At 72.6% G+C, this 22,423-nt stretch carries 17 protein-coding genes; 5 read left to right on the top strand and 12 right to left on the bottom strand.

Annotation, left to right across the window (positions count from 1 at the left end):
• Positions 1-13: 13 nt before the first annotated feature.
• From G3576_RS14065 to G3576_RS14050, 4 genes are read right to left on the bottom strand one after another with little or no spacing between them, the layout of a single operon-like run.
• Positions 14-967, bottom strand: coding sequence for a TrmH family RNA methyltransferase (locus tag G3576_RS14065; protein ID WP_328729107.1), 954 nt, complete (start codon positions 965-967; stop codon positions 14-16).
• The gene (locus G3576_RS14060; RefSeq protein WP_164695045.1) at positions 964-2,094 is read right to left on the bottom strand and encodes a 2OG-Fe(II) oxygenase; all 1,131 of its coding nucleotides are present in this window, start codon (positions 2,092-2,094) and stop codon (positions 964-966) included. Before G3576_RS14060 ends, G3576_RS14065 begins: the two co-directional genes overlap by 4 nt.
• Positions 2,095-2,109: 15 nt before the next feature.
• On the bottom strand, positions 2,110-3,138 hold the full coding sequence (locus tag G3576_RS14055) for an Ldh family oxidoreductase (protein WP_164695044.1): 1,029 nt from the start codon (positions 3,136-3,138) through the stop codon (positions 2,110-2,112).
• Between the two features lie 19 nt (positions 3,139-3,157).
• The gene (locus G3576_RS14050; protein ID WP_164695043.1) at positions 3,158-4,129 is read right to left on the bottom strand and encodes a Bug family tripartite tricarboxylate transporter substrate binding protein; all 972 of its coding nucleotides are present in this window, start codon (positions 4,127-4,129) and stop codon (positions 3,158-3,160) included.
• A gap of 145 nt (positions 4,130-4,274) precedes the next feature.
• Between G3576_RS14050 and G3576_RS14045 the strand changes: the two genes are divergently transcribed.
• Entirely contained in the window at positions 4,275-6,152 is a 1,878-nt protein-coding gene (locus G3576_RS14045; protein ID WP_164695042.1) for an AI-2E family transporter, read from the top strand.
• Here G3576_RS14045 and G3576_RS14040 read toward each other — a convergent pair.
• The 4 genes from G3576_RS14040 to G3576_RS14025 form a co-directional block, all read right to left on the bottom strand.
• Positions 6,149-6,730 (bottom strand): HD domain-containing protein, encoded by a 582-nt coding sequence (locus G3576_RS14040; RefSeq protein WP_164695041.1) that lies wholly within the window; start codon positions 6,728-6,730, stop codon positions 6,149-6,151. The genes G3576_RS14045 and G3576_RS14040 overlap by 4 nt on opposite strands.
• Positions 6,731-6,789: 59 nt before the next feature.
• Positions 6,790-6,942, bottom strand: a complete 153-nt coding sequence (locus G3576_RS14035; RefSeq protein WP_164695040.1) for a hypothetical protein — start codon at positions 6,940-6,942, stop codon at positions 6,790-6,792.
• 72 nt (positions 6,943-7,014) lie between these two features.
• Entirely contained in the window at positions 7,015-8,190 is a 1,176-nt protein-coding gene (locus tag G3576_RS14030) for a UxaA family hydrolase (RefSeq protein ID WP_164695039.1), read from the bottom strand.
• A gap of 13 nt (positions 8,191-8,203) precedes the next feature.
• The gene (locus tag G3576_RS14025; protein ID WP_164695038.1) at positions 8,204-8,488 is read right to left on the bottom strand and encodes a UxaA family hydrolase; all 285 of its coding nucleotides are present in this window, start codon (positions 8,486-8,488) and stop codon (positions 8,204-8,206) included.
• 123 nt (positions 8,489-8,611) lie between these two features.
• On the opposite strand from G3576_RS14025, the gene G3576_RS14020 reads away from it, so the two are divergent.
• The 3 genes from G3576_RS14020 (at position 8,612) to G3576_RS14010 (ending at position 13,191) form a co-directional block, all read left to right on the top strand.
• Positions 8,612-9,478: a branched-chain amino acid aminotransferase gene (locus tag G3576_RS14020; RefSeq protein ID WP_164695037.1), complete on the top strand. Its 867-nt coding sequence runs from the start codon at positions 8,612-8,614 to the stop codon at positions 9,476-9,478.
• 170 nt (positions 9,479-9,648) lie between these two features.
• A complete protein-coding gene (locus G3576_RS14015; protein WP_164695036.1) occupies positions 9,649-10,608 on the top strand; it encodes a response regulator in 960 nt (319 codons plus the stop codon).
• A 12-nt stretch (positions 10,609-10,620) separates the two neighbouring features.
• Positions 10,621-13,191, top strand: coding sequence for an ATP-binding protein (locus G3576_RS14010; RefSeq protein WP_164695035.1), 2,571 nt, complete (start codon positions 10,621-10,623; stop codon positions 13,189-13,191).
• Here G3576_RS14010 and G3576_RS14005 read toward each other — a convergent pair.
• Positions 13,188-14,102 carry a PfkB family carbohydrate kinase gene (locus tag G3576_RS14005; RefSeq protein ID WP_164695034.1) on the bottom strand — a complete coding sequence of 305 codons (915 nt, stop codon included), beginning with the start codon at positions 14,100-14,102 and terminating at the stop codon, positions 13,188-13,190. The genes G3576_RS14010 and G3576_RS14005 overlap by 4 nt on opposite strands.
• Positions 14,103-14,163: 61 nt before the next feature.
• Here G3576_RS14005 and G3576_RS14000 point away from each other — a divergent pair, with 61 nt between their 5' ends.
• Entirely contained in the window at positions 14,164-14,796 is a 633-nt protein-coding gene (locus G3576_RS14000; RefSeq protein ID WP_235951930.1) for an RluA family pseudouridine synthase, read from the top strand.
• Here G3576_RS14000 and G3576_RS13995 read toward each other — a convergent pair.
• The 3 genes from G3576_RS13995 to G3576_RS13985 are packed head-to-tail and all read right to left on the bottom strand — an operon-like array spanning position 14,793 to position 22,362.
• Positions 14,793-15,263, bottom strand: coding sequence for a DUF29 family protein (locus tag G3576_RS13995; protein WP_164695032.1), 471 nt, complete (start codon positions 15,261-15,263; stop codon positions 14,793-14,795). The two genes, G3576_RS14000 and G3576_RS13995, sit on opposite strands and share 4 nt — an antisense overlap.
• A 38-nt stretch (positions 15,264-15,301) precedes the next feature.
• Positions 15,302-17,251: a penicillin-binding protein 1C gene (gene pbpC / locus G3576_RS13990; RefSeq protein WP_164695031.1), complete on the bottom strand. Its 1,950-nt coding sequence runs from the start codon at positions 17,249-17,251 to the stop codon at positions 15,302-15,304.
• Entirely contained in the window at positions 17,251-22,362 is a 5,112-nt protein-coding gene (locus G3576_RS13985; RefSeq protein WP_164695030.1) for an alpha-2-macroglobulin family protein, read from the bottom strand. The genes pbpC and G3576_RS13985 overlap by 1 nt, the downstream gene beginning before the upstream one ends.
• Positions 22,363-22,423: the final 61 nt, after the last annotated feature.

The following is a 22,423-nucleotide window of genomic DNA, read 5'->3' as shown; positions in this document are numbered from 1 at the left end:
ACAATGACGGCGATCAGCCTGGCGCGGCCGGCGGCGGAACCTCCGCCTTCGCCCCCATCTTCCCGCCCGGCATCCCCATCGCATGGATCAGCACCGCCGCCGCGACCGAGACGTTCAGGCTCTGCACATGGCCGCTGCCCGGCAGGGTCACGCGGTGGGCGCAGGCGGCGATGGTGAGGCCGGGGAGGCCGCGTTCCTCATTGCCCAGCACCAGCACGAAGGGTTTCGTTCGTGGCAGTTCGGATGGGGCCACGCCGCCGGCAGCCACCGCGGCCACCGTGGTGAATTTGGGCGCCAGCGCCCGCAACGCGATGGCGGGGTTGGCGAGCTTCATGAGCGTCAGATGCTCCAGCCCGCCCTCCGCCGTGCGGTAGGCGGCATCCGACAGCCCCGCCTGGCGCGGATCGCCCGACAGCAGCAGGCCCGTGCAGCCGAAGAAGGCGGCGGAGCGCGCGATGGCGCCGAGATTGTGCGGGTTGCCGATGCCATCCAGCAGCGGCAGCACCGGCGCGGCCAGCAGCGCCTGGGGGAAGGGCCCGACGCCGAGTTCCGGCACCTCCCGCGGCACGGCGATGGCGACGATGCCGCCATGATGCTCGGTTCCGGCGATGCGGACGATCTCCTCCGGCGTCACCTCCCGATAGGGGCGATGCGCCTTGGCCATCAGGGCGCAGACGGGCCCGGCCTCCCGCTTCCGGCTCGCGGTGTAGAACAGGCGCAGCACGGCGTCGGGCCGCACGGCGAAGGCCGCGGTGACGGCGGCGGGGCCGCAGAGGCGATCGAGGTCGCTGTCCCGCCAGCCACCCTCCGGCGGGCCGCCGGGGTTGGGGCGGGGGCGCGGGGTCAGGCCGGCGGCGGGGCCGCCGGGGCCGTAGCCGCGGCCGCTGGCATGGCTGCCCTCGGGCGGCAGGCGGCGCTCCGCCCACCCTTCCGGGCCGCGCTCGTCACGCTCGAAATCGCCCCTCACGCCGCGGGAGAAGGAGCCTCGGCTGCCACGGCCGGGGGGGGACCCGGGCGGGCCGCGTCGTTCGTCACCAGGAATTTTGCACCCTCCTCGCGGATTGCCGCGGCCTCGTCATCATACAGGAACGGCAGGAAGGCGTATCGCCGCCCGCGCGTGACCGGACGCGCCTCATGCAGCAGGGAGCAGGAAAACACCACAGCCCCGCCTGCCGGGGCCACATAGGTCCTGGGGCCGAATTCGGGGAAGCTGAGCTCGCCCCCCTCATACTCGCCGGTGTTCAGGTTGATGGTCACGGCAAAGCGGCGATGCGCGGTCGCCTTGGTGGTGTTGTCGCGATGGGCGCGGAAGAAGCCCTTATCCGCACTGTCGTAGCAGGCGACGATGTAGCGTTCGAGGCGCGTGACCTTGTACTGGAAGGCGCGCTGGATTTCCGGGACCAGGCGGGCGTTGAGCCGGGCGCGGATGGCGGATTTCAGCCCGTCATCCTCGATGATCGCATCCTTGCGGCGCTTGTGGCCGGGGTCCATCACACCGACGGTCTTGCCGCCCTCATCGCGCATGAAGCCGCTCTCGCCGCCGCCCTGCGTCTCATAGAGGTCGATCAGGCGCCGGCAGAAGGCGGGCTCGAAGAGGCGGGGGACGATGAGGACGGGGGCGTGCAGCGGCACGCCGGCGTGGTCGGCGGGGTCCGGCAGGGCGGCGAGGGTCGCCATCGCCTCCGCGCCCTTCTCCAGCGGCCAGATGCCGAAGACGCGAAGGCCCGGGTCCAGCAGCACCCAGCCGGGGCGGAGCGTGCCGTCGGGCTCCGTCGCGCGGAAGGCGCGGCGGGCGGCGCCGTCATCATCCCAGAGCACGCGGCGGCCGGTTCCGTCCTTCAGCCGGCCGAGGCGCTCATCCTCCGGATCCGTGCCGATGACGAGCATATAGGCCCGCACCGCATCCAGCACCGCGGCATGGGGGCCGACCATGGCGGCCAGGCGATCCGCCAGGCCGGGCTGCCCGAGCGAGCCGGGGATCAGCACCATCAGCCAGCGGCCCGCCGTGGTGTCGAAGGCGTAGCGCGGATTGGTGCTGGACCGCGCATGGAAGGCGGGGATGGGCTCGCCGGGCGTATAGGCGGGGGTCGGCATCACGGGCCTCCTTGCTCAGCCCACCGATGCCGCATCGGCGGGCTGGCCGGCAAGGGTGCGCAGCGTGGCGAGCAGCGCGTCCGGCACCTCCACCCCCTCATCCCCCGCACGGGCGGCCAGCGCCGCGCGGCGGCTGCCGGGCAGGCGGACGCCGGGATCGGCCTGCATGGCGGCGAGCAGGAATTCGATGCGGTCGAGGAAGGCGTCCTGCCCCGCCAGGGCGCCGGGGTCGATGGCGATGAAGGCCTGGCCGAGGCGGGGGCGGTTGCCCTCATCCTGGAAGAAGCCATCGGCCTCGAAGCCGAAGGCACTGCCGGTCAGGGCGCAGCACAGCAATTCGACGATCAGCGCGAGCAGCGCGCCCTTGGTGCCGCCCATGGCGAGCATGGCGCCGCCGAGTGCGGCCTTGGCGTCGGTGGTGGGGTTGCCTTCCGCGTCCAGCGCCCAGCCCTGGGGGATCGGCTTGCCGGCCTTGGCGGCGACCATGATCTTGCCGCGCGCGACTTCCGACAGCGCCATGTCGATGACCAGCGGTGCCGCGTCCCGCCGCGGGAAGGCGGCGGCGACGGGGTTGGTGCCCATCAGCGGGCGGCGACCGCCGGGCACCGGCATGGCGGCCGGCGAATTGGTGAAGGCCAGCGCGACCAGCCCCTGGCGGGCGAGGGCCGCGACAGGCAGGCCCATGGCGCCGGCATGGTGGCTGTTGGTGATGCCGGCGAAGGCCACGCCATGCGACCGCGCGCGCGAGGCCGCCTGCTCCACCGCCAGCGCCACGGCGGGATAGGCCAGGCCGTGGCGCGCATCGACCAGCACCGCCCCGCCGCGTTCCGCGATGATGGCGGGCACGGCCCCGCCATCCGCCCGGCCATTGGCCAGGAAGGCGGCGTATTGCGGCACGCGGGACAGGCCGTGGCCGGCCTGGCCCTCGGCCTCCCCGCCCGTGAGCGCCTCCGCGGTCAGACGCGCCATGGCGGGGTTGGCGCCGGCGCGGGACAGGGCGGCTTCGGCCAGGGTGCGGGCTTCGGCGAGGCTCAGGCGGGGCATGGCGGACCTTCAGTCGGTTTCAGGCATCGGGCCTGATCTGCGCCTCCGTCACAAGACTGGCCCAGCGATCCGTCTCCGATTGCACGAAACGGGTGGACCGGTTGCTGTCCCAGCCCAGCACCTGGAAGCCTGCTTCCTCCGCCCGGCGGATGGTGTCGGCGTCCCGCATCACGGCCAGCACGTCCTGCTCCAGCCGGGCCTTGATGGCGGCGGGGACGGCGGCCTGGGTCAGCACCGCGGTCCAGTTGGTGATCTCGAGCTGCGGCATGCCGAGTTCCCGCACCGTCGGCACCTCCGGCACCAGCTTGTGACGCTCCGCGCTGGTGATGGCGAGCGCGCGGAGCCGCCCGCCCCTGATCTGCGCCAGGCATTCCGGCAGGTTGGAGACCATGACGTCGAGCACCCCACCGGCGAGGTCGGTGACGGAGGGCGCGCCGCCGCGATAGGGGACATGGGTGAGGCGTTCGCCGGCATTGGTGACGCGGCGCAGCAGTTCCAGGCCGAGATGCGGCGGGGATCCGTTGCCGGAAGAACCGCCACTCATCGGCGTGGTGCGCATGAGCGAGACCAGGGAGGCGAGGTCGCGGGCCGGCGACTTCTCGGCGTTCACGACCACGACCAGCGGAAGCGAGCCCAGCATCGAGATGACGTGGAAGTCGCGCCGGAAGTCGTAGGGCGCGTTGGGGAAGAGCGTGGCGTTGACCGCGTGGGTCAGCGTGATGGCGAGCAGCGTGTGGCCATCGGGCGGCGACTTGGCGGCGATGTCGGCGCCGATCAGCGCGTTGCCGCCGGCGCGGTTGTCGATGACCACCGCCTTGCCCCAGAGGTCCGACAGCTTCTGCGCGACGAAGCGCGCCATGATGTCGGTGAGGCCACCCGGCGGGAAGGGCACGACGTAGCGCGGGTTGCGGTCGGGAAAGGGCGCTTGTGCCTGGGCCAGGCCCGGCAGGAGGAGCGCGGGCAGCGCGAGGGCCGAACGGCGGCGGATCATGGAACCTCCCCATCATTGTTCGATGTTGGGGCAAGTCTGGCGCCTTCCGGCGCGGCGCGTCCAGCACGGGATGGAGCGGGTGAACTACAACGGTGCGGGCGCGTTCCGGACGGCGAAAGCCCGCCCAAGGACAGCCCCCACCCCGATGCCCGAATTTCCCGCCCCCGCCCGCCGTCGAATCCCCGCGGCCGGCGTGCCGACGGATGGCGCGGCCATCGCCCAGGCCGCCCTCGTCATCATCGCGGTGCTTTATTTCGCGCGGGACCTGCTGGTGCCACTCGCACTCGCCATCCTGCTCTCCTTCATCCTGGCGCCGATCGCCCGCGCGTTGCGGCGCTGGGGGATGCCGCGCGTGCCGGGCGTGATCCTCTCCGTGCTCGCGGCGGTGATGGTGCTGGCCTCGCTCGGGCTGGTGATGGGGCGGCAGCTGGCGGAGCTGGCGGCGGAACTGCCGGCCTACCAGGCGGAGGTGACCCGCAAGCTCTCCTCCATCCATGCCAGCGGGGGCCTGGTGGAACGGGCGCAGGAGATGCTGCGCGGCCTGTCCAACGGCGTGGGGCGCGAACCGCGGGAGGTGGCGCCGCGCGGGCTGCATGCCGAGGCGGTGCAGCCGATCCCGGTCGAGATCCGCCAGCCCGACCCGGCGGCGCTGGAGACGCTGCAGGGCGTGGTAGCCCCCCTGCTGCATCCGCTGGCCACCATCGGCATCGTCATCGTGCTGGTGGTCTTCGTGCTGCTGTACCGGGAGGATCTGCGCGACCGCGTCATCCGCCTGGTCGGCGCGCGGGACCTGCATCGCACCGTGGCCGCCATGGACGACGCGGCCTATCGCCTGTCCCGCTTCTTCCTGGCGCAGACGGCGCTGAACGCCGCCTTCGGCGCCTTCATGGGCATGGCGCTGTTCGTGATCGGCGTGCCGCAGCCGATCCTCTGGGGCATCCTGACCGGGCTGATGCGCTTCGTGCCCTTCGTCGGCACCTTCGTCGCCGTGGCCTTCCCGCTGCTGCTGGCACTCGCCACCGATCCCGGCTGGACCATGCCGATCATGGTGCTGATCCTCTTCGCGATCGGGGAGGGCGCGATGGGCCAGGTGGTGGAGCCGATGGTCTTCGGCCATTCCACGGGGCTGTCGCCCATCGCCGTCATCGCCGCCGCCACCTTCTGGACCTGGCTCTGGGGCCCCGTCGGCCTGCTAGTGGCGGTGCCGCTGACGGTCTGCCTGGTGGTGCTCGGCCGGCATGTGGACCGGCTGGAATTCCTGGAAGTGGCGCTGGGGGACCGACCACCGCTCGACCCGCCCGAGACCTTCTACCAGCGCGCCCTGATGGGCGATGCGGATGGGCTGGAGGAGCAGGCGGAGATGGTGCTGCGGGACCGCGCGCTGTCCGCCTATTACGATGAGGTCGCGCTGCCGGCCCTGGCCCTCGCGCAGGGCGATGCGCTGCGCGGCGGCGTGGCGGAGGAGCGGATGCAGGCCGTGCATGCGCGCGTGGCCGCGTTGCTGGAGGACCTCGAGGAGGAGGAAGAGGAGGACGCGGCGCCGGAGAAGCCGATGACCGATCCCGAATCCGACAAGCCGCGCATGGTGGAAGCCGCGGCGCCGGAAAGCCTGGTGCCGCCGGGCAGCGTGCTCTGCCTGCCCGGCCGCGGACCCTTCGACGATGCGGCCGCGATCATGCTGGCGCAGGTGCTGCGCAAGCGCGGCATCGGCGCGGTGGTGGCGCCGCCGGAACTGCTGCGGGGCGATGTGACGGGCTTCGATCTGACGCTGGTCCGGCAGGCCTGGCTATGCGCGGTGGAGGGCGGGTCCTCCACCGCCGCGGCGCGCTACCTGCTGCGGCGGATGCGGCGGCGGATGCCGGAGGCGCGGGTCTGCGCGATGGTGGCCGGTGCGGGGCCGGAGGCGCGGCTGCCCGCGGCGCTGCGGGCGGAGGACGCGGTGGCGGTGGAACCCGGCGTGGCCGCGGCGGCGAAGGCGGCGATGCGGGTGGCTCAGGAGAAGGCAGTCGAGAAGGTGGGCTAGCCTTCCAGCCGGCGCAGCGTCGCCTCGATGTTGCGTCGCGCCCGCTTCTCCCGCTCCAGGTAGAAGCGGTCCGTGCGGTAGATGCGGTCGCGCCACAGCAGCATGCGCAGCGCGGCGATGCGGCCGAACTCGTAGCGGTCATCCGGCAGATGCGCGAATTCGCGGCGGATCGCGGCTTCGTACGCGTCGTAGCGGGACGCGGGTTCGCCGAGGATGGCATTGTCCATGTCGAGCAGCAGGCAGGCATCGCCGCGCAGCGAGGGGTCGTCGGTCTCAGGCAGTTCCTGGCGCGTCACCGCGTGGATCAGCACCTCTGCCCGGTCCAGCATGTGCGGCGGCATGAGGGGCGTGAGGTGGCGGCGCATCAGCGCGATGGAGGCCTCCGCCTGGCCCGGCACGGCGCGGTCGAAGACGGCGCTGTGGAACATGGTGGCGATGATGAAGGCGGGCTTGTCGGCGATGGCGGCGGAGATCTCCTCCGCCATGGCGAGGATGCCGGCCACGCGGTTCCAGTCATGCCAGGCGCGGTGCGGCTCCGCATGGCGATGCCGGAGATCGGCGAGGATGGCGGGGGTCATGGCGCCGGTATAGCGCGGCGGGCCCAAGGGGGCACGCTAGCGGGGCATGCGGGTGGCGCTCAGCGCCCCCGGCGCCAAAGCCAAAAGGCGAAGGCCAGGGCGAGGAGGCCGCCGGGGATGAGCAGGACGGGCCAGCCGTGGGAGAGGAGGCCGCTGGCGAGGCGGTCCAGGAACAGCAGCCACTGGCCGATATCGTCGATGCGCGCCGTCATGACGCCACCTTGCGGCAATGGTGCCCCCCTCACCCAACCCTCTCCCCCCGTTGGGGGGAGAGGGCTTTACGGTCAGGCGCTTTCGTAGATGCGGGTCAGGCTGAATTCGCGGTGGCCGAGCAGTTCGGCCGCCGTGAGTTCGCCATCCGCGGTGCGCAGCATGCAGTCCAGCAGCGCCTCCCCGGCATCGTCCATGTTCATCCGCTTCTGCAGCAGGCCCGTCACGTCCACGTCGATGTGTTCGGACATGGTGCGCTGGGTGCGCGGGTTGGCGGTGATCTTGATGACGGGGACGATGGGGTTGCCGATGACGTTGCCCTGGCCCGTCGGGAAGAAATGCACCGCGTAGCCGGAAGCGGCGCAGAGCGTCACCATCTCGGCGGCGGCGGAGCTGCTGTCCATGAACCAGAGGCCCGAATGGGTCGGCGCCTCCGCCTTGTCCAGCACGCCGTCCACGACGCACCTCTTGCCGATCTTCTGGATGTTGCCGAGCGCCTTCTCCTCGATGGTGGTCAGGCCACCCTCGATGTTGCCCTTGGTGGGCTGGCTTTCCGACAGGTCGGAGGTCTTGTTCGCCTCCACCACGCGCTGGTAGCGGTCGAACATCGCCTGGAACTGCGCGCGGATCTCGGGTGTCCTGCAGCGCGCCGCGACCAGGTGCTCGCCGCCCGTCAGCTCCGTCGTCTCACCGAACACGAGCGTGTTGCCGTTCTCCCAGAGCTTGTCGAAGGCATTGCCGTTGGTGGGGCAGGAGGCGAGGCCGGAGGTGGTGTCGCTCTCGCCGCACTTGGTCGAGACCCAGAGGTCGACGACCGGCGCCTTGGTCTTCTTGAGCTTGGAGGCGTGCTTCACCATGCGGTAGGCGGCGCGGGATGCGCGGGCGATGGTGTTGATGTCGCCATGCTGCTCGATGCCGAAGAACTCCACCGGCTTGCCGGTGGCGGCGATGCCTTCCGCGATCTTGCCGGCCCAGCCCGGCTCGATCCCGATGACGACGACGCCGGCGACATTCGGGTTGGATCCCGTGCCGATCAGCGTGCGGAAATGCAGTTCCAGGTCGTAGCCGAACTGCAGCCGCCCATAGGCGTGCGGGATCGCCATGCAGCCCTTGATGTTGTGCGCGACCGCCTCGCACGCCGCGTTGGACAGGTCGTCCACCGGCAGGATGATGACGTGGTTGCGCACGCCCATGCGGCCATTCTCGCGCCGCCAGCCTTCGAAGGATGCGCCCTTCAGGTCGATGCCCATGATGCCGCCCCCCTTACCAGCGCTTCGTCTTCACATTGTGGACATGGGCGTGTTCGCCCGGGCCGATATCCGCCACCGCGCGGCCGATATCGATGCCGTACTTGATGATGGTGTCGCCCTTGGCGATCGACCGGATCGCCAGCTTGTGGCCGATCGGGATGTCGTTCCTCGCCTGGAACTCGATCATCTTGTCCTGGTCCATGATCCAGCCCGTCAGCGGCGTGCCGGCCGTCAGGCCCTCCACCACCACCACGCCCACGCTGTCGCCCTCGTCATGGACGACGAAATGGATCGTCATCGCGCTCCCCCCGGGAAATCTTGCTGGCGGGAGCCTAGGCGGCCCGGGCGGCCCCTTCAACCCGCCCCCCGGTTCGTGCCATGCATCGGGGCAGGGAAACACAGTCACAAGGGATCGGACGCCATGGCGGGCGTATACTGGTACGGCGGCACCTGGTTCACCGAGGAGCCGAAGGTGATCGGCCCCATGGACCACGCCTTCTGGCTCGGCTCCGTGATCTTCGATGGCGGGCGGTCCTTCGGCGGCGTGGCGCCGGACCTCGACAGGCATTCGGCCCGCGCGGTGCAGTCCGCCCGCAACATGCTGATGAAGCCGACCATGACGGCGGAGCAGATCGAGGAATTGTGCCGGGAGGGCATCCGCCGCATGGGGCCGGAGGCGGAACTCTACATCCGCCCCATGTTCTTCGTCCGCAAGGGGCTTGGCGCCGCGCGGCCCGACCCGGACAGCACGGATTTCATCCTGGCGATCTATGACAGCCCGCTGCCGCCCTACAAGGGCTTCAGCGCGTGCCTGGCGCCGCAGCGCCGCCCCGCGCCGGACCAGGCGCCGACCGATGCCAAGGCCGCGGCGCTCTATCCCAACGGCTCCCGCGCCGCGCTCTTCGCCATGCAGAAGGGGTTCGAGAATGCGGTGGTCTGCGACCCCATCGGCAATGTCGCGGAATTCGCCAGCGCGAACCTGATGTTCGCCAAGGACGGCAAGGTGATCACCCCCGCCGCCAATGGCACCTTCCTCGCCGGCATCACGCGGTCCCGCGTCATCGCCCTGCTGCGGGAGGCCGGCGTGACGGTGGAGGAACGCGCGGTGCGGCCGGAGGAGCTGCTGGAGGCGGACGAGATCTTCTCCACCGGCAACTACGGCAAGGTGCTGCCCTGCACCAACTACGAAGGCCGCGCCATGCAGCCCGGGCCGCTCGCGCAGAAAGCGAGGACGCTCTACTTCGACTGGGCGGAGCAGCACTGGCGCGTGCTGCCGAAGGTCGGCTGAGAAGGCCGTGACGAAGCGGGGGTGAACGCTTCGCCCCCGTGTTAAGACGGCAGTTACGGGCGTCCCCGATCTCTCCGGTGGGACGTCAGGACGGTGTTTCCACGCGCCGGGCGTCCCGACCGAACCCTGCGTTCCCTCCCCCGAGGGTCGCCAGGCTTGCAGGGAACGCCATGCCGAGTGAATTCGCCCGCCTGACCATCCTCGTCGTGGATGACGACCCGACCATGCGGTCCGTCATCACCAGCGCGCTGCGCGCCGCCGGCTGCAACCAGGTGCGACAGGCCTCCAACGGCGAGCAGGCGCTGAACATCGTGCGCCAGTCGCACATCGACCTGATCACCTGCGACTACCAGATGGCGCCGGTGGATGGGCTGACCTTCGTGAAGCGGCTGCGGGAATTGCCGGAAGGCGCCAACAAGCCCGTGGTGATGCTGACGGCCAACAACCGCCCGGAGGATGCCTGGGCGGGGCGGGAGCTCAAGGTCTCCGCCTGGCTGGTGAAGCCGATCACGCCGCAGGCCGTCATCAAGCGGGTCGCCGGCGTGCTCGGGCTGAATGTCGGCACCACGGCGATGCCGGAGGATGTGCTGACCGAACTGGCCGATGCCTATGAGAAGCGGCTGCCGGCCGAGATCCAGACGCTGGAGAGCATCGCCGCCCGCCTGCCTGCGCGGCCGGAGCATTTCAACGCGACCATCCAGGACCTGGCGAAGCGCCTGCATGTCGTGAAGGGCCAGGCGGGCACGCTGGGCTATGCGCTGCTGGGCTCCGTCGCCGGGGAGGTGCATGACGTGCTGCAGGAAGCCGATCGCCTGCTGCATGACGATGACAGCTTCCGCCCCGACCTGATCCGCCTGGTGGAGAGCGGCTTCAAGGTGATGCGGCTGATCGTGGACCGCAACGTGCGCGGCTCCGCGGGCGCCGTCGGCGCCAAGGTGCTGGCCGACATCGCCGCCTTCGCGCGGCCGCTGCATGCCCGCATCGTGGCCGCCGCCGATGCGGCCGAGGTGAATGAGCGCCAGCGCCGCAACCACCAGTCGGACGTGCTGCTGGCGGCCGAGCAGCAGCGCCTGATCGTGGAGCGCCGCATCCGGCTGACCCAGGCGGAATTCGGCGAGAAGGCCCGGTAGGAGCAAGGCGCCATGGACACCGTCTCCCCCGCGCCGAGGCGGGCCAGCCTTCTCTCGGTCCTCCGGCCCTGGCTGCTGCTGCCGCTGATCCTGGGCCTGATCTGGGCCGGCATCGCGCTGCAGCTGCGGGAGATGGAGCGGCAGACGGAGGCTGTCGCGGAACGCGACACGGCGAACCTGGCGCGCAGCGTCGAACAGCACATCATCCGCAGCATCGATTCGCTGGACCAGGCGCTGCGCTTCGTGCAGTCCGCCTATCGCCATGATCCCGCGGGCTTCGACCTGCTGGAATGGACGGACGCCTATTTCAGCGGCGGCGGGCCCACGGTGCAGATCGCGATGATCGGGCCGGATGGGCGGCTGCGCGCCTCCGGCCTCAACGGCGCGACGGTGACGACGCCGGTCGACCTGTCGGATCGCGAGCATTTCCGCGTGCATCTCGGCGCCATGGAGGACCGGCTGTTCATCAGCCGCCCGGTGCTGGGGCGCGTGAGCCAGCGGCAGACCATCCAGTTCACCCGCGCGCTGCGCGGGCGGGATGGCAGCTTCGGCGGCGTCATCGTCATCTCGCTGGATCCCGAGCTGCTGTCGGCGCCCTATGACCTGCTGGAACTCGGCGCGGGCGGGCTGCTGCTGGCGGGCACGGATGGCGTGATCCGCGCCTGGGCGCCGCGCGGCGCGCAGCCGCAGAGCCAGCTGATCGGCCAGACCCTGCCGGCGCCGCTGGCGCGCGCCTTCGTCGCCGCGCGGCAGGGCAGCATCGTCGATGACGGGCAGCTGGATGGCGTGAAGCGGCTGCTGAGCTTCCGGCAGGTGGATGACCATCCGCTGGTGGTGGCCGTCGGCGTCGATCTGGGCTCGGCCTTCGCGGATTACCGGAGTCTCCGCAGCCGATTCATCATCGCGGGGCTGGTGCTGAGCGTGGCGGTGCTGCTGGTGGGCCCCTTCCTGCTGGTGCAGCGCGCGCGGCGCATCCGGTCGGAGCACGCGCTGCGCGACACGCTGCGGGGCATGGACCAGGGCGTGATCATGGCGGGGCTCGATGGCCGCGTGCTGGTCGCGAACCTGCGGGCGGCGGAGCTGCTGGACCTGGAGCCGCGGCTGCTGGAACGGGGGCGGCGCATCAAGCCCATCCTGCGCCTGCTGGGCCAGGCCGATATCAGCCATCGCCGCGGGCATCGGAGCCGCGTCTACCTGCGGACGCGGGCCGATGGCAGCCGGGTGGAGACCAAGGCGATCCGCACGGAACAGGGCGCGCTGCTGCTGACCTGCACGGATGTGACGGAGCAGCAGGCCGCGATCGCCGCCCAGGCCGCGGCGCGCGCGGCGGCGGAGGCGGCGAGCCGCACGAAGTCCGAATTCCTGGCCAATATGAGCCATGAGATCCGCACGCCGATGAACGGCGTGATCGGCATGATCCAGGTGCTGCGCCATTCCGGCCTGAACCAGCACCAGCGCGACATGTGCGAGGTGATCACACGGTCCGCCAATTCGCTGCTGACCGTGTTGAACGACATCCTGGACTATTCCAAGCTGGAGGCCGGGCGGCTCGAGCTCGAACTCAAGCCCGCGCGGCTGGAGGTGCTGGCCCGCGATGTCGCGGAGCTGATGCGCCACGCCGCGGAGGCGAAGTCCATCGGCCTCTGGTTCCAGAACTGGTCGGCGCTGCCGCCGGTGATGATCGACCCGACGCGCGTCAGGCAGATCCTGTCCAACCTGCTCTCCAACGCCATCAAGTTCAGCGACAAGGGCGAGATCGCCGTGACGCTGGAGGCCGAGCCCGACCCCGCCGCGCCGGACAGCCGCGTGCTGGTCAGGCTCTGCGTGGAGGACCAGGGCATCGGCATGTCGGAGGAGGAGGTGTCGCGCCTCTTCGTCCGCTTCACGCAGGTGGACAGTTCGTCCACGCGCCGCTTCGGCGGCACGGGCCTCGGCCTCGCGATCACGCGGGACCTGGTGAAGATGATGGGCGGGCATATCGAGGTGAGCAGCCGCCCGGGCCTCGGCAGCGAATTCGTGGTGCACCTGTCGCTCCCGGTCAGCGCGGCGGAGCCGAAGCCGGAGCGCGATGCGGTGGAGGAAGCGGCGGTCGAGGGGCCGCTGCACCACCTCAACATCCTGGTCGCGGAGGATGACGAGGTGAACCGCGTGGTCATCCGGTCCCTGCTCGCGCCGGGCGGGCATGAGGTGACCTTCGCGGAGAACGGGTCGAAGGCCGTGCACGCGGCGCAGGGGGAGCCCTTCGACCTGATCCTGATGGACGTGATGATGCCGGAGATGGACGGGCCGACGGCCACGCGCTGGATCCGGGAGAATCCGGGCCCGAACCGGGAAACGCCGATCATCGCCCTGACGGCGAACGCCATGTCGGGAGACCGGGAGAAGTATCTCGCGCTCGGCATGACGGCCTATGTCAGCAAGCCGGTGTCGCGGCGGGAGCTCTATGCCACCATCGAGCAGACGCTCGGCTTCCGGGCCTTCCCGCGCAGCGACGCGCAGGCCGCGCCGCCGGAGCCGGAGCCCGAGCTGGCGGACGACCTCGGCGACGCCTTCGCCGACCTGCTGGCGGACCTCAAGACCTAGCCGGGCTGGTCCCGGAGAAGCTGTTCCAGCATCGCGCGGTCGGGTGTCGCGCCATCGCGGGCGCGGAGCGCGCCTGCAGCGGAGGCGAAGCGCATGACGCGGTCGATCGGCTGGCCCTCCGCCACCGCCAGCGCATAGGCGCCGTGGAAGACATCGCCGGCGCCGGTGGTGTTCGTGGCCATGACGCGGAAGGCGGGGGTCACGCGCGGGGTCTGGTCCTCGGCCGTCATCCAGAGCGTCCCCTTCTCGCCCCGCGTCACCGCGGCGACCTTGCAGCCATCGGCGATCGCCTTGCGCAGCGCGTCAGCGGGCTTCAGGCCGGGCGCGTAGTTGCCGAGGCCGGGCTGGGAGAAGACGGCGTGGTCGACGCGGGGGATGAGGTCGAGCAGCAGGCGCGTCTCGCTCTTCTCGCCATCGATCACCGTCGGGATGCCGCGGGCGCGGGCGTAGTCCAGCGCCGCGGCGCTGCCTTCGGGCCAGCGGGGGTCGCAGAGGAAGGCCTGCGCCTTGTCCAGCAGGTGCAGCGGCAGCCAGGCGGGATCGGTGCCGAGATTGTCGCCGCGATAGGCGAAGATGCTGCGTTCACCGACGGGATCGACCAGCACGGCGGAGACGGGGGTGCGGGCATTGGGGGCGCGGCGGCAATGGGAGACATCGACGCCCTGCGCGGCCAGCGCCTCCAGCAGCGGCGTGCCGTTCAGGTCATCGCCGACGCGGCCCCAGAAGATGCAGTTGCCCCCCAGGCGGCTGACGGCGATGGAGGCATTGGCGGCCAGGCCGCCGGCGCCCAGCGCATAGGAGGTCGCGCGATTCTTGGACGGCGGCTGCACCACCTCCTGGACATGGAAGGTGTGGTCCATCACGACGGAGCCGAGGCAGACCACGATGGGTCGGAGTGCGGGGAGGGTCATGGCACCCAGGGTTCCATCGCGAGGGGGTTCGCGCCAAGCGGAGATTCCGATTCCCGCATGGTTGCGCGCGCGCATCCTGCATCTGGGGCCGGAGGTGATGGTGCTGGACAAGCCGGCCGGGCTGCCGGTCTCGGCCCGCAGCGGCGAGAGCCTGGAATCCTTCCTGCCGGCGCTGCGGATGGGCAAGCGGCGGGACCCGCAGCCGACGCATCGGCTGGACCAGGATACGGCGGGGTGCCTGGTGCTGGGGCGGACGGCGCCGATGCTGGCGCGGATCAATGCGCTCTTCGCCGAGCGCCGCGTGGGCAAGACCTACTGGGCGGTGGTGCGGGGCGGGCCGGCGGGCCATTCGGGCCTGGTCGATGCGCGGCTGCTGAAGGTGAGCAGCGCGGCGAAGGGCTGGCGGATGGTGGTGGATGCGAAGGGCGATCCCGCCCGCACCGCCTGGCGGGTGCTGGGCCGGGGCGAGGGGATCGCGCTGCTGGAGATGGCGCCGGAGACGGGGCGGACGCACCAGCTGCGCGTGCATTGCGCGCATCTCGGCTGCCCGATCCTGGGGGATGCGATGTATGGGGGCGGCGCGGGGGCGCTGCACCTGCTGGCGCGGGCGATCGACTTGCCGCTCGATCCGCCGCTGCGCGTCGAAGCGCCGGTGCCGGATCACATGCGCGCGGCGGTGGCGCGCTGCGGTTAGGCCGGCGTGAAGAGGGCGGCTTCGAGGTCCTCGATGGTGAAGTCGGGGTTGGCGAGGGCGTCGAGGGGGATGGCCCCACCCTCCGGCAGCGGCTGCGGCGGTGTCGTGAAGCGCTGCCAGGGCAGGCGCTTGCGCGCATAGGCCAACGCGCCCGGCAGGTCGATCACCTGCGCCATGGAGGGGCGATAGGCCTCCTGCGCCTGGATCAGGAAATCGGCGGCATCGACGCGCCATTTCCGCGTCGCCGGATGCCCCGGCCAGGCCCGGCACTTCATGAGGTGCAGGACGGACTGCACGAGCAGCGACCGTGCCGCTTCCAGCTGGCTGCGCCCCACGCTCTCGATCTCCTCGATCACGTTCTCCCAGTCGAGGTCGTTCACGCGTTCCCCCGCGCGCAGGCGGCGCAGGCGGTCGGCCTGTTGCAGGGACCAGGTGTAGGTGTCGGTGCGCCAGAGGTCGTCGGGCATGGCTGCCTCCTGCCGCCGAATGTAGGGGCGGCGGCGCGCTACCGCACGCGCAATTCGGACCGCGCCGAGACGCCATCCGCGTCCAGCACCGTGATGCGGTAGAAGCCGGGGCCGGGGGGTGTCCAGGCGGCCTCCCGCCGCGCCCGCTCATGCGCCAGGGGCGCGCCATCGACCAGGAAGGTCAGGGGGCGGCGGCCGCCGGTGGCGCGCAGCGTCACGGGCCCGGCCCCTTCGGCCAGCACGGCGCCGGGCATGGGGAAGAGCAGGCGCAGCCTGTCCGCGGCCTCCGCGAAGGGCTGCGCGGCGGGGCGGACGTGCAGGGGCTGGCGGGGTGCGGCAGGCAGCAGGGCGAAGCTCCGGGCCAGCACCGGCAGGGCGGCGCTGCGCCCGGTCAGGCCGGGGATCGGCGTGCCGTCCGGCCGCCCCACCCAGACCCCCGCGACATGGCGCTGGTCAAGCCCGAGCGCCCAGGCATCCCGCCCGCCCCAGCTGGTGCCGGTCTTCCAGGCGATGCCCTGCGGCCCTCCGCCGGGGAAGGGTTGTACCAAGATGCCCGCCACGGCGGCGGCGGCGTGGGGCACCAGCACCTCGGCGCGGGGTGCCGGCGGGCCGGGCAGCGCGGTCAGGGGCGCGGCGCGGCCGGCATCGCCCAGCACGGCGTGCAGCGCCACCAATTCCCGCAGCGTCGTGCCGGCGCCGCCCAGCGCCAGCGGCAGGCTCGGCTCCGCGCCCGGCGGCAGGCGCGGCGGGCTGCCGGCGGCCTTCAGCGCCGCGGCGTAGCGCAGCGCGCCCACCTCCTGCAGCAGCGCCACCGCGGGCAGGTTGAGCGACTGGCGGAGCGCATCGGCCGCCGTCACGCGTCCCGTGAATTCGCGGGCGAAATTCTCCGGCGCGTAGCTGCCGAAGCGGAGCGCGATGTCGCTGACGACGGTGTCGGGCCGCGCCACGCCGGCCTCGAAGGCCATGGCGTAGAGGAAGGGCTTCTGGGCGGAGCCGGGGGAGCGGATGGCGCGCGTCAAATCCAGCATGCCGGCGCGGCTTTCCACGCCGAAGCTGCCGCCGACGAGCGCGCGGATCTGCCGCGTCTCGACATCCGCCACCACCAGGGCGAGGGCCGCGCGGTCCGGCATGCCGCGCAGCGCCTCCTGCGCCAGCCCTTCCGCCGCGCGCTGCAGGTCGCGGTCGAGGGTGGTGGCGATGCGGGCGCCGGGCGCCACGCCGCGCGCGACTTCCCGCGCCAGGTGCGGGGCCAGGCGGGGCATGGGCAGGCGGCGGGCGGGGACGGGTTCCGCGAGCGCCAAGGCGCGTTCATCGGCGTTGACCGCGCCGGCCCCCGCGGCGCGGGCCAGCAGCACGGCGTCCCGCGCGCGGCGGGCGGCCTCCGGGTGGCGGTCGGGCCGCAGCGCCTCCGGCCGCCTCGCCAGCGCCACCAGCAGCGCGGACTCCGCGGCATCGAGCTGCGCGGGCGGGCGGCCGAACCAGGCGAGCGAGCCCGCGCGCAGCCCCTCCAGATTGCCCCCCTGCGGCGCCAGGGTGAGCCAGACTCCCAAAATCTCGTCCTTGGTGAAGCGGGCTTCCAGCTGCAGGGCGCGGGCGATCTCGATGAGCTTGGAGCGCAAGGTTCGCGGCCGCGGCTCCAGCAGCCGGGCGGCCTGCATGGTGAGCGTCGATCCGCCCGAGACCACCCGCCCTGCTCGCACCCACTGCACCGCGGCGCGGGCCAGTGCGACGGGATCGACGCCGGGATGCCAGCGGAAGCGCCGATCCTCGGCCGCGATCAGCATGGCCGTGAGATGCGGCGGCACATCGGCGACCGAGACCGGCAGCCGCCAGGTGCCGCCGGGCACGGGCAGGACGGAGAGCGTCCTCCCCTGCCCGTCCAGCACCTCCACCCCCGCGGTGAGGCGGGAGAGGTCCGGCGGCAGCGCCCGGTCCGCGGCGAAAACCGCCGCGCCCAGCGCCGCCGCCGCGAGGAGCCAGCGCCTCATCAATCCGCCGGCAGCACCACGATCCGCGCCGCGTTCTGCCGCGCGAAGATTCCGGGGCGGTACATGTCCTGCGCCTCCAGCCCCGGCAGTTCGAAGCGTCCCGCCGTCACCGCCCGCAGCCGCACCGCAAGGCGCGCCAGCGGCTGTTCCGGCGTCAGCTCCACCGCCGCCGCGAAGCGGTCATCCCGCGCGGGCTGCGATTCGGGCGAGGTCAGCGTGCCGAGGAAGGGCATCCCGGGCACGTCGCCCGGGCCGAGGCGGCCCGCGATCTCCCACCCCGCCGGCAGGCCCTGGGTCACCATGGCCTGCATCCGCTCATTGGTCGTGTTGCGGGCCTCGACCAGCAGGATGATGGAGGCGCCGGCCCGCAGCGTATCCAGGTTCACGGGCTGGCCGGCCAGGTCGTAGAAGCGCCGCGCCACCCGCATGCCCTGCGAAGCCGCCGGCAGGGGGGAGGTGGGCACGCCGGTGATGGAGACCGCCTGCGCCACCGCCGCATCGCCGCGGTTGCGGGCGGTGGTCGGCGCCGTCAGCGCCATCGTCACGATGGGCTGCACCGGCTGGTCGCGGTCGCCGACAGTGATGCGGATGGGCCGCCCGTCCCGGCCCAGCACGAAGGCCGCCGCCACGGCCCAGGCCTGTTCCTGGGTGTTGGTCACGGCGGGGGTCAGGTCGGCGCCCGGCAGCCGCGCCATCAGCGCCGGCATCCGGTCCTGCGCCACCCCCGATTCCCGCAGCAGCAGGGCGGTGGCCATCGTGTCCCGAACCGCGCTGCCATAGTCGCCATACCAGACGTTCCGCGCGGGGCTCGCCAGCGCGGCGGCGAAGATCGCCTCCGCCCTTCCGCGATCGCCCGCGCGGGCGAAGGCGGCGGCGAGCTGCGCCTTGGCGAGCGGCGTCGGCAACTGGTCCAGCTGCTCCGCCAGGCGCCGCGCCGCGCCCAGCCGGTTGCGGCCGGCGAGCGCCAGGACATGCACGCGATAGGCCTGGGCGGCGCGTTCCTCCGGCGTATCGGCCGTGATCTCCAGATCCTCCTCCGCGGCCCGCAGCGCGGCCGCTAGTGCCGCTTCCGGCACCGGGGCATTGGCGGCGCGGGCGCGGAGCAGCGCCTCCGTCGCGTAGAGGCTGGCCCAGGGGTGGACGCTGCCCTCGGCGCTCCAGAAGCCGAAGCGGCCGTCATAGCGCTGGCGATCGAGCACGGAGGCGATGGCCCGGCCGAGCAGCGCCTGGTCCTCCTGCGCCGTATCCGCGTTGGTCGGCGCGTAGGACAGCGCCAGGACGCGGGAGGAGGCCTGTTCCAGGCAGTCCAGCGGGTAGAGCCGCACGGCGCGGAGCAGCGCCTGCGGGTCGTAGCGCACCGGCGCGCCCCAGGTGGCGGTGGCGCGCCAGGTGCCGGGGATGAAGCGATCCGACGGCAGCGCGACCGGCGCCGCCGCGTTCGGCGCCAGGCTGGTGACGGCCACTTCCGTCATGGCGGGGCGGGAGGAGCGGATGGTGATGGTGCTCTCCCGCTCCACGCTGAACCCGCCCGGGCCGGTGACGGCCAGGCGGAGAACCCCCTCCCCCGCCATGGTGCCGCGCAAGGTGGTGAAGGGGGCGGCGCGCGCGCCCTGCGCCAGCGACTGGTCGATCCGCGCGGGGCCGGCGAGTTCGATGGCCCCTGTCGCCGTCAGCGTCGCGGTGAAGGTGCCGGCGGGGAGTTCGACATTGTGCAGCAGCAGCGGCAGCCGGGCCTCGTCGCCCGGGGCCAGGAAGCGGGGCAGCATCGCCTCCGCCACCGCGGGGTCGCGCACCGTCAGGGGGCGGGAGGCATTGCCGATGCGGTTGCCGTCCCAGGCCACGACCATCAGGCGAAGCTCGCCCGCGAAATCCGGCAGGTCGAGCGGCACGGTCGCGGTGCCGTCCGGGTTCACCGTGACGGCGCCGCTGAAGAGCGCCACCAGGCGCTGCGGGATGTTCTGCATCGCCGCGGCATCCATGCCGTCGCCGCCCTGGCGCAGCACGGCGGCCTCGCCCTCCGCCGGGGCGATCAGCCGGCCGTAATCGTCGCGGATGTCGAGGCCGAGGCGACGGCGGGCCAGGAAATGCGCGACGGGGTCGGGCGAGGCGAAGTTGGTGATGCGGAGAATCCCCTCATCCACCGCGGCCAGCGTGACCATGGCGGAGCCGGTCGCGCCCGTCAGGCGCAGCGGCACCTCGATCCGCGTGCGCGGGCGGGCGAGCGGCGGCGTTCCGATCGCGACCTCCATCCGTCGCGCAGCGGGGTCGAGGCCGATCCAGGCCAGGCCCAGCGCGCGGCCCGGCCGGCCTGCGGGCGCATTGCCCGGCCGGAAGACCGTGACGGCGACATGCGCGCCCGGGCCCCAGGCGGCATCGACGGGGATGGAGATTTCGGCGCCGGCTTCCGGCACCTCGATCTCCTGCGTCGAGAGCAGGCGGTCGGTCAGCACGGCGACGCTGGCACGGCCGGCGAAGGGCGGCGTGATGCGGAGCCGCGCCGTGTCGCCCGCGTTGTACGCCCGGCGGTCGGCGGCGACATCGACGCGGTCCGGCACTTCCGCCGCCTCCGCCTGCGCCCAGCCCGCGCGGAAGCGGTAGCTGGCGATGGCGAGGCCGCTGGGTTCGGCGACCTCGATCCGGTAGCGGCCGAAGCCGAGGGTGCGGGCGAAGCGGCCGGGCTGGCCGGGGGCGACGCGGATCTCGGTGCTGTCCACCGGCTCGTCGCGCCACACCGTCTCGTAGCGGGCCAGGCGTTCGCGGACGACGATCCGCCAGTCCGGCCGCTCGCGCACCAGGCGCACGCGCAGCGTGGCGGGGATGGCGGCGCCGTCGGGGTTGACGGCGGCGATGTCGAAGGCGGCTTCCGCGCCGTCATTCACCGCGCCCCCCTCGAAGGCCGGGCGGATGGCGAGCAGCGTGCCGGCGGCGCGGACGGGCAGCGACAGGCGCGCGCCGCTGGTGCGGCCGCCGGGATCGGCCATCAGCACGGTGATGTCGGCCTTCACGGGCCGCGTCGTGTCCGGGGCGGCGGGCAGCAGCAGGCTGGCGCGGGCGCGCCCTTCCGCATCCGTCTCCAGGATGTCGGCGGTGATGAGGTCGGGGGCGAAGGTCTCGTCCATCAGGCCGAAGCGCCAGCCGCGCCAGGCCTCGAAGGGAAGCGGGTCCGTGGACAGGCGGAGTTCGGCGCTGCCGGTCAGGCCGGAGCCCGGCGCGCCATAGAGGAAGCGCGCCTGGACGGGCAGGTCGAGCGCCCGGCCGGGCACGATCTGGCCGGTGACGGGGCCGGCCGTGACCTCCAGCCGTTCGGGGACGAAGGCATCGACGCGGAAGGACGCGGTGCCGATCGGGGGTGCGTCGGGGTCGGCCAGCACCTCCACCGTCCAGGCGCCGACCGGGGCGGTGGAGGAGAGCGTGACGGGCGCCACGAAGGCGGCGCCGGCGACGCGCTGGGGCACGCTCTCGAAAAACACCTGGCCGTTCGGGCGCTTGATGCGCAGACGGGCCGGCAGGTCCACGGGCTGGCCGCCGCCATCGCGCAGCAGGGCGCCGATATTCACCACCTCGCCCGGCCGGTAGATGCCGCGGTCGAGCCAGACGAAGGCGTCGAGCGGCCCGGGATTCGGCGCGCCATCGGCGCCGCGATCCGACAGGTCGAAGGACGCCGTCTCCAGATCCAGCGCCGCGAAATCGGTGCCGGCGAAGGCATGGACCGCGACCGGCGCCAGGTTGCCCTGGCCGCGCAGCGCGGGCGCGTTGAAGCGGGCGATGCCGTCGGCGCCTGTCGTGGCCTCCGCCAGGATGTCGTTGTTGCGGGCGAGCAGCGCCAGGCGGACATCGCCGCGGGGCGTGGCATCGGTGAAGCCGCGCGCCTGCACCGCAAGCCCCTGCGGCCCGCGCCAGGCGGTCAGGCCGAGATCGGTGGCGAGGATCGGCAGCGCCGAGGCCGCGCCGCGCGCCTGCCCGTCACCCGGCCGCGCCACCAGCACATAGAGGCCGGGGCCGGCATTGCGCACGGCATCGGGCAGCGGCAGGGCGCTGCGGCTGGTGCGGTTGGGCGTGGTCGTCGGCAGCTCGGCGCGGCCTTCCCAGACCACGCGGCCCAGATCGTCCGAGAGGTTCTCGGCCGTCCATTCCTCCATCTGCTCGCCCGGGCGCCAGTCCCGCGTCAGCGGCACCAGATTGCGCTCGGTGACGCGGATGAGGCGCAGCGAGAGGGCGGTGACGTTGACGGTCGCGACCGTCACGCGCGGTTCCTGGCCGCGCGGCAGCAGGAAGGCGCGGCTGTCGAAGGCGATGCGCGCGGTCCGGTTGGGCATCGCCACGTTCAGCGGCGTGTCCCGCAGCAGCCGCAGCCCATCCTCCCCGGGCAGGCCGGCGCGGAGCGTGAGCCGCGTGGTGGCGCCCCAGGGCAGGCCAGCGACGCAGAGCGCATCGCCTTCCCGCACCACCGCCATCCCTGGGATGGGGGGCTCCGCGCGGACCCAATCCTGCGGCTGCCAGTCATTGCGCCGCGCGGGGGCCACGGTGAAGTCGAGGCAGGCGCGGGCGGGCTCGGCATCGGGTTCGGTGCGCAGGCGGCGGACCAGCACGCCGGCGGCGCGGCGGGCGCTGGCCAGCGCGTCGCGGTGCTTCGCATCCTCCGGCGCGCGTTCCACCACCGCCTCCAGCGCCTGCAATTGCAACACGGGCTGGTCCAGGCGGCGCAGCGCCTCCGCCATCACGACCAGGGAGGGGATTTCCGGCGCGCCGCCCGGCACCAGCATGAAGGCCTGCCAGCCGGCCTGCAGCGCGCGGTTGGCCTCGGCCGGGTTGCGGCGGAGCTGGGCGTTCGCCAGCGACATCCAGTGGTCGGCGGTAGCCTGGCCGGTGCCGATCCGCTCCTCCCAGGCCGCGGCGGCTGCCGCCCAGTCGTTGCGGGCCTCCGCGGCGCGGGCGCGGGTCTCGGCCTGGTTCCGCTGCTGGGCCGTGGCGCCGGCGGGGAAGCGGCGTGTCAGGGAGGATTCGTAGCGCTGCGCATCGCCGGAAAGGCCGGGAAGCTCGAAGGCCAGGACGCTGGACGGCAGCAGCCAGCCCAGCAGCAGGACCAGCGGCAACAGGCGGCGGAAGGACATTCTTGGCTCCGTGCGGGCGGCGTTTCGGGCAGCATGGCACGCCGCCGCCGGGGCTGGCAGC

The organism is Falsiroseomonas algicola (genome assembly GCF_011040385.1).
Lineage (GTDB): Bacteria > Pseudomonadota > Alphaproteobacteria > Acetobacterales > Acetobacteraceae > Falsiroseomonas > Falsiroseomonas algicola.
Note: the sequence above shows the minus strand (reverse complement) of the source record. Positions and strands in the feature narration are given on the sequence as shown.

Excerpts from the sequence above, each read along its gene's own strand:
- G3576_RS14060 (WP_164695045.1), bottom strand. The coding sequence starts at position 2,094 with ATGCCGACCCCCGCCTATACGCCCGGCGAGCCCATCCCCGCCTTCCAT.
- G3576_RS14055 (WP_164695044.1), bottom strand. The coding sequence starts at position 3,138 with ATGCCCCGCCTGAGCCTCGCCGAAGCCCGCACCCTGGCCGAAGCCGCC.
- G3576_RS14050 (WP_164695043.1), bottom strand. The coding sequence starts at position 4,129 with ATGATCCGCCGCCGTTCGGCCCTCGCGCTGCCCGCGCTCCTCCTGCCG.
- G3576_RS14045 (WP_164695042.1), top strand. The coding sequence starts at position 4,275 with ATGCCCGAATTTCCCGCCCCCGCCCGCCGTCGAATCCCCGCGGCCGGC.
- G3576_RS14040 (WP_164695041.1), bottom strand. The coding sequence starts at position 6,730 with ATGACCCCCGCCATCCTCGCCGATCTCCGGCATCGCCATGCGGAGCCG.
- G3576_RS14035 (WP_164695040.1), bottom strand. The coding sequence starts at position 6,942 with ATGACGGCGCGCATCGACGATATCGGCCAGTGGCTGCTGTTCCTGGAC.
- G3576_RS14030 (WP_164695039.1), bottom strand. The coding sequence starts at position 8,190 with ATGGGCATCGACCTGAAGGGCGCATCCTTCGAAGGCTGGCGGCGCGAG.
- G3576_RS14025 (WP_164695038.1), bottom strand. The coding sequence starts at position 8,488 with ATGACGATCCATTTCGTCGTCCATGACGAGGGCGACAGCGTGGGCGTG.
- G3576_RS14020 (WP_164695037.1), top strand. The coding sequence starts at position 8,612 with ATGGCGGGCGTATACTGGTACGGCGGCACCTGGTTCACCGAGGAGCCG.
- G3576_RS14015 (WP_164695036.1), top strand. The coding sequence starts at position 9,649 with ATGCCGAGTGAATTCGCCCGCCTGACCATCCTCGTCGTGGATGACGAC.
- G3576_RS14010 (WP_164695035.1), top strand. The coding sequence starts at position 10,621 with ATGGACACCGTCTCCCCCGCGCCGAGGCGGGCCAGCCTTCTCTCGGTC.
- G3576_RS14005 (WP_164695034.1), bottom strand. The coding sequence starts at position 14,102 with ATGACCCTCCCCGCACTCCGACCCATCGTGGTCTGCCTCGGCTCCGTC.
- G3576_RS13995 (WP_164695032.1), bottom strand. The coding sequence starts at position 15,263 with ATGCCCGACGACCTCTGGCGCACCGACACCTACACCTGGTCCCTGCAA.
- pbpC (WP_164695031.1), bottom strand. The coding sequence starts at position 17,251 with ATGAGGCGCTGGCTCCTCGCGGCGGCGGCGCTGGGCGCGGCGGTTTTC.
- G3576_RS13985 (WP_164695030.1), bottom strand. The coding sequence starts at position 22,362 with ATGTCCTTCCGCCGCCTGTTGCCGCTGGTCCTGCTGCTGGGCTGGCTG.